Consider the following 13,303-nt stretch of genomic DNA (forward strand, 5'->3'; position numbering starts at 1 on the left):
AGCGATTAAAATTCAAAATTCATTAAAAATTGACGTTTTCATTTCTTTATTACAGACTGATTTTTACAAAAAATTATTCACTAACCAAGACAATTTTGTACCAAATCCATAAAATTTATCACACAAACGAAATTTCGTGTTTTCACCTTTTCACAAAATATATTTTAATGTAACTTGCACTTCCAACGCAAAAACAGTATTGTCTATCAAGCAATCATAGTTTTTTTTTAAACCCACCTATAGACCATCTTTTTTGCAGTTTTTCAATATTTAAAATCACAAAAAAGTTTAGCCGATGTCTTCTTCTAACGCACCGCAACAGGGCCTGTACCGGCCTGAGTTTGAACATGACGCTTGTGGAATTGGATTCGTCGCACACGTGAAGGGCCGTAAGTCGCACCAGATCGTGGAAGACGCCCTGACAATGCTCACGCGCATGGATCACCGGGGTGCGGTTGGCTACGAAACCAATACGGGTGATGGGGCCGGTATTCTGATCCAGATTCCTCACGAATTATTTGTGGATGAATGCCGCAAGCTGAATTTCTCGCTGCCTTCGGCGGGTGACTACGGCGTTGGGATGATTTACATGCCCAAAGACGAGCGTCTGCGGAAAGAATGCCGCGATATTCTGAACCGGACTATTAAAAAGCTGAACCTTGAACTGATCGGCTACCGCGTCGTTCCGGTTGATTCTTCCGACCTGGGGAACGGTTCGCGCTCGGTGGAGCCGCAGATGGAACAGGTGTTTATCCGGAAACCGGAAACGCTGACTTCCGACGAATTTGAACGGAAATTATACATTATACGCAATTACAGCAGCCGGATTATTAACGAAACCGTAACCGGTCTGCAAAATAGCTTTTATTATTCGTCGCTTTCAAGCCGGGTCATTACGTATAAGGGTCAGTTAACGACCAAACAACTCCGTGACTACTTCCCCGATTTGCAGCGCGAAGAACTGGTGTCAGCCGTCGGCGTAGTTCACTCCCGCTTCTCGACCAACACCTTCCCGTCCTGGCAACTTGCGCAGCCGTTTCGGTACATTGCCCATAACGGCGAAATCAATACCGTAAAAGGCAACGTCAACTGGATGAAAACGGCGGAAGCCATGCTGGAATCCAAGTTGTTTACGAAGGAAGAACTGGCCATGCTGCGCCCGATCTGTAACCTAAATCAGTCGGATTCGGCCAACCTCGATAACGCCATCGAACTGCTGGTGCTGTCGGGCCGGTCGCTGCCACACGTGATGATGATGCTGATTCCGGAAGCATGGGACGGTAACGAAAGCATGGACCCCGCCCGGCATGCGTTCTACGAATACCACGCGGCCATTATGGAACCGTGGGACGGTCCGGCTTCGATCTCCTTTACCGATGGCAAGATTGTCGGTGCGACCCTCGACCGCAACGGTTTGCGCCCTTCACGCTACTGGGTAACCGACGAGGACGTGGTGATTATGGCATCCGAAGCCGGGGTAAACGATGTTGATCCGGCGAAAGTGGTCAAAAAAGGCCGTCTGCAACCGGGCCGGATGTTCGTGGTCGATATGGAACAGGGCCGCATCATCAGCGACGAAGAAGTAAAATCCGACATCTGCTCACGGCAACCGTATCAGCAGTGGCTCGACAAAAATAAAATTAAAATCTCCGACCTGCCGAAACCCGTCCGCACGTTCAGCCACATGCGGAAACAGGATATTACGCAGCGTCAGCTGGCATTTGGTTATACGTCCGAAGACCTCCGGATGATTCTGGGGCCGATGGCCGAAACGGGTCTGGAAGCCCTGGGTTCAATGGGTACCGACTCTCCGCTGGCCGTTCTGTCGGACCAGAGCCAGCACCTGGCCAATTACTTCAAACAACTGTTTGCGCAGGTAACCAACCCGCCGATTGACTCAATTCGGGAGCGGGCTATCATGTCGCTGATTTCGTTCGTGGGGGCTAACGGCAATTTGCTGGCAGAAGAACCCGAACACTGCCGGTTGATTGAATTAACCCAGCCGGTATTGACCATCGAAGAATTTGACAAGCTGCGGTTTGTGGATAAAGATCATTTCCAGGCCAAAACCATCAATACCTACTTCCGCGCCGATCAGGGCGGTGTGGGGCTGGAACGGGCACTGGAACGGATTTGCCGGTACGCCGAAGACGCCATCGAAGACGGTTTTGAGATCATCATCCTCTCCGACCGCGCCATCGACTCCGATCATGCGCCCATCCCGTCGCTGCTGGCTACGTCGGCTATTCACCACCACCTGATTCGCAAGGGATTACGCGGTCAGGTCGGTATTCTGGTCGAAGCCGGTGACGTGTGGGAAACCCACCATTTCGCGACGCTGATCGGTTACGGTGCTTCGGGCGTCAACCCGTACATGGCGTTCGAAACCATCACCGACATGAAGGAGCGCGGCATGATTCAGGGCGATTATCCGGTTGAAAAACTGCACCAGAACTACATCAAGGCCGTCAACAAAGAACTGCTGAAAATCTTCTCGAAAATGGGTATCTCAACCCTGCAATCCTACCAGGGTGCCATGATTTTCGAGTGTCTGGGTCTGAACAAAGATGTGGTGGATCGGTACTTCACGGGCACGATTTCACGCATTGGCGGTATGGGCCTGGAGCAGATTGGCCGCGAAATTCTGGTTCGGCACCGGCAGGCGTTCCCCGAAGACAACCAACTCACCAACCGTCTGGAAGTGGGTGGGGTGTATCAGTGGAAACAACGGGGGGAAGCGCACATTTTCAACCCCGATACGATTCACCTGCTGCAACAGGCTACCCGGAAAAACGATTACCAGATTTATAAAAGATACACCAATCTGATCGACGATCAAACCCGTAAGGCCCTGACGCTGCGCGGTTTGATGAAGTTCAAAAAAGGAAATCCGGTACCCCTTGAAGAAGTTGAACCGGTTGAGAGCATTTTCAAACGGTTTGCAACGGGGGCTATGTCTTTTGGCTCGATTTCGTGGGAAGCTCATACGACGCTGGCGATTGCCATGAACCGCATCGGCGGCAAGAGCAACTCCGGCGAAGGTGGCGAAGACGAACTGCGGTATCAGCTGCTGGCCAACGGCGACAACATGAACTCCGCCATCAAGCAGGTGGCTTCGGGACGGTTTGGGGTGACCAGTCACTACCTGACCAACGCCCGCGAACTGCAAATCAAAATGGCGCAGGGTGCCAAGCCCGGTGAAGGTGGTCAGTTGCCCGGTCATAAAGTCGATGACTGGATTGGCCGCACGCGTCACTCTACCCCCGGCGTAGGCTTGATTTCGCCCCCGCCCCACCACGATATTTATTCGATTGAGGACTTAGCCCAGCTTATTTTCGACCTCAAAAACGCCAACCGCGAAGCCCGCATCAGCGTAAAACTGGTGTCGGAAGCCGGGGTTGGAACGATTGCCGCCGGGGTGGCCAAAGCCCATGCCGATCACATCCTGATTTCGGGTCACGACGGCGGTACGGGGGCCTCTCCGCTCAGCTCAATCCGCCACGCGGGTCTGCCCTGGGAGTTAGGTCTGGCCGAAACGCACCAGACGCTGGTTCGCAACAAACTCCGGGGCCGTGTTACGGTGCAGACCGACGGGCAAATCCGGACGGGTCGCGACCTGGTGATTGCCGCCCTGCTGGGTGCCGAAGAATTTGGTGTTGCCACGGCTGCGCTCGTCAGTGTGGGCTGTATCATGATGCGGAAGTGTCACCTGAATACGTGTCCGGTCGGGGTAGCTACGCAGAACAAAGACCTACGTGCGCTGTTCACGGGCAAGCCCGAGCATGTTGTAAATATGTTTACGTTCCTGGCCACGGAGATGCGTGAGATTATGGCTGAACTGGGCTTCCGGACGGTAAACGAGATGGTAGGCCAGTCGCAGATGCTGGAAATGCGCAAAGATGTCAAGCACTGGAAATACGAAAGCGTTGATCTGTCGGCGGTTCTCTACAAAGACGCTAACAGCCTCGATGTCGCCAACTTCAAGCAGGAAGATCAGGACCACGGCATGGCCGACATTCTGGACTGGACGCTGCTCGAAGCCGCCCAGCCCGCCCTGAAAAACGGCGAGTCGGTGTACGCTGAATATCCGATTATCAACCTTAACCGCGCCGTGGGTACGGTCCTGTCCAACGAAATCTCGAAGATTCACGCGGGTAAAGGCTTGCCCGAAGGAACGATTCATTTCAAGTTCCGGGGTACGGCGGGTCAGAGCTTTGGTGCCTTCAATACGAACGGTATCAAGCTGGAACTGGAAGGCGACGCCAACGATTATTTCGGCAAAGGTCTTTGTGGAGCCCAGTTGATTGTGTATCCTGACCGGATGGCACCGTTCAAACCGGAAGAGAACAGCATTGTTGGTAACGTGTCGTTCTACGGCGCGACCTCCGGCGAAGCTTACATCCGCGGGATGGCGGGCGAACGGTTCTGTGTGCGAAACTCCGGGGCGAAAGTCGTCGTTGAAGGAATCGGCGATCACGGTCTGGAATACATGACGGGCGGTCTGGCCATTATTCTGGGCTCAGTCGGACGGAACTTTGCCGCCGGTATGTCGGGTGGTGTGGCCTACGTCTGGGACAAAGAAGGTGATTTTGCGTCCAAAGTCAACCCGGAAATGGTTAGCCTGGAAAAACTGGATGCTGAAGACCTGTCCATCGTGAAGGAATACGTTGAAAAACACTTCCAGTACACGACCAGCAACGTGGCGCTGCAACTGATTCAGGATTGGGATAACCTCATCGGTCAGTTTGTGAAGGTAATGCCGAGTGACTTCCGCAAGGCGCTGGCCGGCCGGGGGGTTTCGCTCACCGATCAGATCCGCGACAAAAACGTCGTGTATCAGGACATCGTTGTGGACGTGGTTCATCAATAAACCAACCCGTTTTCTTTCGTTATTTTTTAGAGAATCAAGCTTACACGAAGGTGTGAGCTTGATCTCAATGCTCATAAAAAACCGTATACGCTTTACCATTCATGGGAAAACCCACTGGATTTTTAGAATTCACCCGCGAACTGCCTAAGAAGCGCGATGCCCAGGAGCGGGTCCACGATTACAAGGAAATCGAAAAACCGTACGCCGAAGAGGACACGCAGAAACAGGCGGCCCGTTGTATGGATTGCGGCATTCCCTTCTGCCACAACGGTTGTCCGCTGGGCAATATCATCCCGGAGTTCAACGACGCGGTATACGAACAGAACTGGGACTATGCCTACGAAATTCTGGCGTCGACCAACAACTTCCCGGAATTTACGGGCCGCATCTGCCCCGCCCCCTGCGAATCGTCCTGCGTACTGGGCATCAACAAACCGCCGGTAGCCATTGAGTTTATCGAGAAATCGATTGCGGAAGCTGCTTTTGCGCGCGGTCTGGTGCAACCCAACCACGGCATAAAACGGACCGGTAAAACCGTTGCCATCGTTGGTTCAGGACCGGCGGGTCTGGCGGCTGCCGCCCAATTGAATAAAGCAGGCCATACCGTAACGGTATTTGAGCGGGCCGACCAGATTGGCGGTTTGCTTCGCTACGGTATTCCCGATTTCAAACTGGAAAAATGGGTGATCGACCGTCGGCTGAACGTGATGGAAGCCGAAGGCGTCGTCTTCAAAACCAACACCAACGTTGGTGAACATATTAAAGCCAAGGAACTGCTGACCGACTTCGACGCCGTTCTGCTGACGGGCGGTTCGACCGTACCGCGCGATCTGCCCATACCGGGCCGCGAATTGAAGGGCGTTCACTTTGCGATGGAGTTTCTGAGCCAGCAAAACAAACGCGTAGCCGAGCGACCGGTTGAAGTGGATCACCGGGGGGTGAAATACGCCAACGGCGACATTCTGGCAACGGGCAAAAATGTCGTGGTTATTGGCGGGGGCGACACCGGTTCCGACTGTGTGGGCACCTCAAACCGCCACGGCGCTAAATCTGTCACGCAGATTGAACTGATGCCGATGCCACCGGCAGAACGGGCCGAAAGTACGCCCTGGCCCAACTGGCCGATGATGCTCCGCACATCTACCTCACACGAGGAAGGCTGCGAACGGCACTGGTCGATTAATACGAAGGCATTCATTGGTGACGAAAACGGCAATCTGAAGGCCCTGCGCATTGTTGATCTGGAATGGCAAAGCGTCGATGGCAAAATGGCCATGGTGGAAGTGCCGGGCTCCGAACGCGAAATCGATTGCGAACTGGCGCTCCTGGCGGCTGGTTTTGTGAACCCGCAGCAAGAGGGTCTGCTCAATGCACTGGAGCTCGAATACGAACGCGGCAATGTTAAAGCCGTTAATTATCAGACCACTACCAATCCGAAAGTGTTTGCCGCCGGTGATATGCGCCGGGGTCAGTCACTAGTTGTATGGGCCATTTCCGAAGGGCGCGAAGCCGCGCGAGCGGTAGACACCTTCCTGATGGGTGAAAGCCAGCTGGAAGCGAAAGCCAAGTCGATGTTTGCGACGGTCTAACCTACGGATAGAAGTTCTACGAGAGCCGCTGGTTGACCACCAGCGGCTTTTTTGTGCTGTTTCTAACGTGCCAGCAATTATATCAACCTTTTGTATAACCAGGTAACTATCCACTAATTTTATCCATATCGCTTTCCTTACTACCTTCTCCTATACCATCTTTATGCACTATTTCTACAAAACCGCCTTGATTACCTGCCTTTTACTTTTCCTTTCCAGGGCTTCTTATTCACAACTATTTTTTAATAAAGGGTATATAACCGTACCGGGGGATACACTAACCGGCGAAATCCGAGAGCGCAATAATCAGACGATCGATTTTCGTACTGGCCCCGACAGTTCAATTCAGGAATATACCCCTGAACAAATAAGCGGCTATTTTCTAGAAGGTGACAAGCAAACCGTTAGCAGCCTTACCTTCACAGAAGAGGGACAAAAAAAAGCGTATTTTATGCGCGAGCAAATCCGGGGATACGTCAGTTTATATAGCTTGTTCCGACCGGAAGGCCGTCTAACTCACGCGATTCGTTTACCGTCTAAAACGGTTGTCCCGCTACGAGGGAATTTAGCGCTCCTGATGCTAACGACTAACCTGACAGCGTGTAAAGACCCATCCTTCACACGCCTGCTGAATCCGCAGAACTTTTATGGTTCCAATAGTCAGTTTGAGCGAATTGTTAAGGATTACAATGCTTGTGTCAGTCCGGATCAATCCGTTAAACCAGTCAAAAAAAGGTTTCGCTATGAAATGGGCCTATTGGCCGGGGCTGTTCAGAATACCTGGAAATATGCCGCAGCAGAAGACCGGTTTCAATCGTACTGGAATCCTAATGGTCCATACAGTTCGCATTATACCGCAACCGTAGGCGGCTTTTTTACCTTTGCTCACCAGAAGAAATTATCATTAGACATTGAGGTCTTTTATACCGGTTATAAGGGCAGCCGGGTTGTGGTGGTCAATAACCCGCTGGAACCTACAGCCAAGGACAGTCGATTATATACGTTCTCCGAACGCTATCTTGCATTGCCGATTACGGCCCGTTATACGTTGGGTCAAGGTCCGGTACGATGGTATATAAAGGGAGGGTTTGTACTTGTCTACGAAACAGATATTCAGGGAACTTACTCTGGCTCTAATATCGTCCATACAACCATGCCCCTGAAAAGCGGGATCAGTATCGGATATCTTGCCGGTATAGGAGCGTCTTTCCAAATGAGTCAGAAACGGAATTTACAGGTTGAAGCTCGCATCATACCCCATATCGCGGTGGATAGAGCGACCCGCATCGCCACCTCCCGCTCGTTACAATTAACAGCGCGGCTTCCTCTACTTGTTCATTAACTATCCGGAAGCTCTGTTGACCAAAAACGTTACCTTTGTCCCCATTTTATTCCTAAAAGTACCCCTATGAATTTTTTAAAATCCTACCGGCTCAATGACTTGCGCTACGAAATCCGCGGACCGGTCTACGAAAAAGCCCTCGATCTTGAAAGTCAGGGCTACACGATCATCAAACTGAACATCGGTAACCCGGCTCCTTTCGGTTTTGATGCACCCGACGAAATTGTTCACGACATTATTCTCAATATCCGCAACGCGCAGGGCTATTCCGATTCGCGGGGGTTATTTGCGGCCCGAAAAGCCGTGATGCACTACACCCAGAACCTGGGTATCAAAGAGGTGGCCATCAACGATGTGTTTATCGGTAACGGTGTCAGCGAGCTAATACTGCTGACTATGCAGGCGCTGCTCAACGAGGGCGACGAGGTGCTGGTTCCGTCTCCCGATTATCCGCTCTGGACAGCTTCCGTGGCCCTTTCCGGCGGAAAACCCGTGCATTACCTCTGCGACGAGCAGGCCGACTGGAATCCCAATCTGGCCGATCTGGAACGTAAAATCACGTCGCGTACCCGCGCTATTGTTGTCATTAATCCGAATAATCCGACCGGTGCGGTATACGACAAAGACATTCTGAAAGGCATCGCCCGGATTGCCGAGCAGCACCAGTTGATTGTGTTTGCCGACGAGATTTACGACAAAATCCTGTACGACGGTTCTGTTCATCACCCGATGGCAACGATGGTCGAAGATACGCTCTGTGTTTCGATGGGCGGTTTGTCGAAAAACTACCGGGCGGCCGGTTTTCGGGGCGGCTGGCTGATTCTGAGCGGAGCCAAACACCGGGCCAAATCCTACATTGAAGGGCTGACGCTGCTGGCCAGTATGCGGCTCTGCGCCAACGTCCCGACCCAATACGCCATCCAAACCGCGCTGGGCGGCTATCAGAGCATTAACGACCTGATCCTGCCCACCGGACGGCTTTACCGGCAAATTCAGTACGCCTATAACCGCATTACGGCCATTCCCGGCTTAACGTGCGTCAAACCGAAAGGGTCGCTGTATATTTTCCCAAAAATTGATTTATCGCAGTTCCACATTGCCAGCGACGACGACTTTGTTTACGATTTGCTGGACGAACAGAAAGTGCTGGTCGTGGCCGGAACGGGATTCAACTACGTCAACAATGACCACTTCCGGATTGTCTGCCTGCCTTCCATCGATGATCTGACACTCGCCCTCGACCGAATTGAGACGTTTCTGGAAAGCCGGCGGAAATGAGTCAAGAGTTATGAGTTAAGAGTTATGAGTTATATCTTGTCTTGGCGTTTCACACCTCCTTCTTGATGACTCTTAATTCTTAACTCATAATTCCTGAATGGCTTCTTTTTCTACCAAACGAAACAACCTGTATATTTTTCTGAGTGCCGTTTTTCTGACCAACGCGATCATTGCGGAGATCATCGGGGTCAAGATTTTTTCGGCGGAAACCCTGCTGAATGTGGCTCCGGCGCAGTTGCATTTGTTTGGCGATTTTGTGCTGGATTTCAACCTGACGGCGGGTGTGGTCATCTGGCCAGCGGTTTTCATCACGTCCGATGTCATCAACGAATACTACGGTTTTCAGGGCGTTAAAAAGATATCCTACCTGACGGCGGGTTTCATTGCCTACAGCTTCCTGATTATCTACTTCGTCACCACGCTCCCGCCCGCGCAATTCTGGCTTGACGTGAACAAAACCGACGCCGTTGGTAACCCCGTAAACATCAACAACGCCTTCGCCATGATTTTCCGGCAGGGACTCGGCATCATCATTGGCTCGATCACGGCTTTTCTGGTGGCGCAAATCCTGGATGCGACAGTGTTTCAATCGCTGAAAAAGATTACGGGCAGCCGCAAAATCTGGCTTCGGGCCACGGGTTCGACGCTGGTTTCGCAGCTGGTCGATAGTTTCGTGGTTCTGGTTATTGCCTTCTACATTTTCGGCAACTGGTCGTTTACGCAGGTTCTGGCGGTCGCCATCGTCAATTACATCTATAAATTTGTGGTCGCCGTTTTGCTAACGCCGGTCCTGTATCTGGCTCATTATCTGATAGATATGTATTTGGGGAAAGAACATGCCAAACAATTGGCAAACGAATCGAGCATGAGCACGTTTATGTAGAAATGGCCTGATGATTCCACGCCAGGTCTAATTCATCAATAACAAACAATGACAAAGACCGTCTACTTTACGCTGCTGCTTTTTACACTGATTGTTCCGGTTTTCGGGCAGGGTCCGCTGCTGACGCTGGTCAATGCCGAGAAGAAATTTGCCCAGTTTTCAAAAGACAGCACCACCAAAGCCGCCTTTCTGGCAAACCTGGCTCCCGATGGGGTTACGTTCGTAAAAGGCAAAGTAACCAACGGGCGGGAGTCGCTCGAAAAAAGTCCGGCCAGCCCCGGGAAATTAACCTGGCAACCCGTTGCAGCCGATGTGTCGGCTGCGGGTGATCTGGGCTACACCACCGGCCCCTGGGAGTGGCGCCCCAAATCGCTGGCGGATAAACCAACGGGCTACGGCCATTACGTGAGTCTCTGGAAAAAACAAGCGGATAATAGCTGGAAAGTGGCACTGGACATCGGTATTTCGCATCCGGCACCCGCAGCTCCCCCCGTTAATACCATCCGGGCCGCTACCGGCATTCGGAGCGTTACCAGCGCCGACACCACTCAAAACCGGGAAGAATTACTGGCTTTTGATAAACAGTTCGCAAACACGCTGGAGAAAAGCGGAGCGGCCACCACCTACAAACAACATCTGGCCCCGCAGGCCCGGCTGTATCGGATGAACCAGCAGCCTTATATCGAACAGACCGCCATCGACCAGTTGCTCAGGCAGCCCGTTACGCTCGCCTTTTTCCCGTTGAATGCGGCCGTTGCCGAATCAGGGGATTTAGGGTATGTATATGGTAATTCGCAGGTGGTGACAACGACGGGCGGAAAACCCGTTAAGCAGGCCGGAAACTATTTGAGAATCTGGAAAAAAGACAGCCAGAACCAGTGGAGAATTGTTGTGGACCTGATTGCATTGGAGCCGGTTGAGCAAACTGAAAAATGACAAAGCGCGGGAGGCAATTCATCGGTTGACAAAAGTTTTTTCTCTTGTCTACCTTCTTTCCTCTCAAAAAAACAGTTCCCCGCTGAGAAGCAGCGCGTAAAAGAGCGGCATTCTTTTGCGCAGACTGACTCCAACAGCGGGGATTACTTTTATTCCGGGGACCTTATTAATTCAGCAATGACACAAACCGTCCGGGCTCTTTTGTCTCAACCTTTTGGGTTTCCAACCGGAACGACTTGGTAACTTTGTTCAGCCCATCGCTGATCTCAAACGTGTACAAACCGTCTTTCATCGTTTCCATATCAAACTTCCGCCAGTATTTTTTCAGGCGTTTGCTTACCTTCTCGGTATGAAGCACCTCGTTTTTTTCGTCCCGCAGGGACACATACAACGGCACCTCAATGTAATTCTCAATCATCAAATTCATCTTGGCCGAGTTGATCGACCGGTAGATGGCGACACCCATCGATTTGGTGCGGCTTACGTTGGGTGATGCAGAAGCGGCCTTCTCCTTTTCATCCCCGGGTTCGGGGAAACTGGATGACGTTCCGGCTAAAACCGGGGTGCTCAGAGCGAGAACAAGGGCGGTAATTTTTAGGGCGCGATTCATGTGTATTAGTTGTTTTCTGTTGCTTTTACGTTACCTCTGATTCAGATTTGGCAAACGATTTATGACCTAAAAGTACCGGATTGGTAAAGGCCCGCCGTACCGCAAATGAGGTGATATTTCGGAATGGGGTCGCCTATTGGATGAACGGTCGAGAGAGCGGATAAAGAAAAAACCGGCCTAATTAGACCGGTTTTTGACCTTTTTTTTGTGTTCCCTTTGTTTAAATCAAGCCTTATCCGTTAATCAGCATCCCACCAAACGGGGGTAAGCACGTCGCCGGGAGCAATACCGGTGGCCGTAATATTGGGGTTTCGCTGCAATTCCGAATCAACGTAGGGCAGCCGTTTCATAAACTGATTTCCCGTCAGGTTAACCACCGGAATCGTCGGGGCCGGAAAACCCGTCCGGCGCTGCTCCGACCAGGCTTCTACCCCATTCAAACCGTATAAGGCGAGGTATTTCTGGGTGATAATGGCCCTGATTTTATCGGTCTGCCGGGCGTAGTCGACACCGGGTTTGGTCAGGTAATCGCCAGCCTGTACCCCAAAGCGGGCCATCGATGCGGTGATGGCTTCGTTGTAGAGTTTGGCCGGATCGTCGGTGGTGGTTCCGGCCCACCCACGGGCAACGGCTTCGGCCCGCAGCAGCAGGCTTTCTTCATAGGCCACCAGTACCACCGGACGCGCTTTGGCCGCGTTATCATCAGCCGCCGTTACGCCACTCCCTGCCGAAGTGCCGTTGATGGTTCCGTTCAGAAACCGTTGACCGATAAAATACTTGCCCGGATACGAGGTATACTGCGCCGTGTTGGTCGAGGTGGTACCGTTCGGGGTGAAAACATACTCGATTTCGGGCGTCCGTAAATCCGCATCCAGAAAGTAAACCGGCATCCGGGGGTCGTTGTTGGGCGCCATTAAGTTGCCAATGGTGGTGCTGGCCGTCAGGTTGTTAGACAAACGAAAGTTGGCCTGCCAGAAGGGGTTTTCGGAGTTGGTGACGGTTCCATTGGCAAACTCAAGACTCTCGCCCGCCTGCATAAAAGCCGTTCCACTGCTGGCGTAAAGCGCCTGAATACCGGCACGGGCCGTGGCCGGATCGACCTGACTGAGCCGCAGGTAAAACTTCAGTTTCAGCGTATTGGCCAGCCGCACCCAGCGGTCCATACCCGCTTCGTTGGCGGCCTGATAGAGCATATCCGCCGTACCCGGAAAACGGCCCTGCTTTTTGGCAATATCCGCTTTAGCTTCATCCAACAGGGTTTGCAAACCCGCGTAAACGTCCTTTTGCGCATCGTACCGGGGCGTTATGGTCAGGTCCGCATTCAGGGCTTCGGAAAAGGGAATGTCGCCGTATAAATCCGTCAGTATGCCGAACCCGTACGCTTTCATGATTTTCGAAATGCCAACCATCCGCCATTCGTTCTGCTGGCTGCCCTGGTTGATGACATACTGGAAATCCTGCAAAGCCCCCGCATACATACCGACAAACTGCCCGCCCTGGCCGTCGAGCGTCGATGAGGTAATGTTGTACTGGTCCCAGCTCCGGTATTGGTTTCCGCCTTTCGGTATGGTCCAGTACTGCGCCAGAACCCCGCCCAGAATATTGAGTTGCCCCCCGACAATAAAAGCCACCTGGGCCTGCCCCGCCGGTAACGCCAGATTGACATCCGCTACGGTCGGGTTGTTGGGGTCGGTATTGATGTCCAGATAATCACTGTCGCAAGCGGTGTTCAGGCCAAGCAACAGGCTCATTAACAAGGCCTTTATATAAATTCGTTTCATGTTTTCAGAAGATC

General features: G+C 52.2%; 8 protein-coding genes. 6 read left to right on the top strand and 2 right to left on the bottom strand.

Annotated features, from left to right (window positions below; translation table 11 throughout):
* Positions 1–295: 295 nt before the first annotated feature.
* The 6 genes from gltB to LX87_RS25580 all read left to right on the top strand — a co-directional run bounded on the left by gltB (position 296) and on the right by LX87_RS25580 (position 10,898).
* Positions 296–4,870, top strand: coding sequence for a glutamate synthase large subunit (gltB, locus tag LX87_RS25555; protein WP_111631145.1), 4,575 nt, complete (start codon positions 296–298; stop codon positions 4,868–4,870).
* Positions 4,871–4,971: 101 nt separating this feature from the next.
* The gene (locus tag LX87_RS25560; RefSeq protein ID WP_111631146.1) at positions 4,972–6,459 is read left to right on the top strand and encodes a glutamate synthase subunit beta; all 1,488 of its coding nucleotides are present in this window, start codon (positions 4,972–4,974) and stop codon (positions 6,457–6,459) included.
* A 163-nt stretch (positions 6,460–6,622) separates the two neighbouring features.
* Entirely contained in the window at positions 6,623–7,801 is a 1,179-nt protein-coding gene (locus LX87_RS25565; RefSeq protein WP_111631147.1) for a porin family protein, read from the top strand.
* 66 nt (positions 7,802–7,867) lie between these two features.
* Positions 7,868–9,079 carry a pyridoxal phosphate-dependent aminotransferase gene (locus tag LX87_RS25570; protein ID WP_111631148.1) on the top strand — a complete coding sequence of 404 codons (1,212 nt, stop codon included), beginning with the start codon at positions 7,868–7,870 and terminating at the stop codon, positions 9,077–9,079.
* Between the two features lie 97 nt (positions 9,080–9,176).
* The gene (locus LX87_RS25575; RefSeq protein ID WP_111631149.1) at positions 9,177–9,962 is read left to right on the top strand and encodes a queuosine precursor transporter; all 786 of its coding nucleotides are present in this window, start codon (positions 9,177–9,179) and stop codon (positions 9,960–9,962) included.
* 48 nt (positions 9,963–10,010) lie between these two features.
* Positions 10,011–10,898 carry a YybH family protein gene (locus LX87_RS25580; protein WP_111631150.1) on the top strand — a complete coding sequence of 296 codons (888 nt, stop codon included), beginning with the start codon at positions 10,011–10,013 and terminating at the stop codon, positions 10,896–10,898.
* Positions 10,899–11,064: 166 nt separating this feature from the next.
* Here the strand turns inward: LX87_RS25580 and LX87_RS25585 are convergent, their stop codons facing one another.
* Positions 11,065–11,508 (bottom strand): hypothetical protein, encoded by a 444-nt coding sequence (locus LX87_RS25585; RefSeq protein ID WP_111631151.1) that lies wholly within the window; start codon positions 11,506–11,508, stop codon positions 11,065–11,067.
* A gap of 239 nt (positions 11,509–11,747) precedes the next feature.
* The gene (locus tag LX87_RS25590) at positions 11,748–13,289 is read right to left on the bottom strand and encodes a SusD/RagB family nutrient-binding outer membrane lipoprotein (RefSeq protein WP_111631152.1); all 1,542 of its coding nucleotides are present in this window, start codon (positions 13,287–13,289) and stop codon (positions 11,748–11,750) included.
* Between the last annotated feature and the right edge of the window lie 14 nt (positions 13,290–13,303).

The sequence above is a fragment of the Larkinella arboricola genome, from assembly GCF_003259745.1.
GTDB lineage: Bacteria > Bacteroidota > Bacteroidia > Cytophagales > Spirosomataceae > Larkinella > Larkinella arboricola.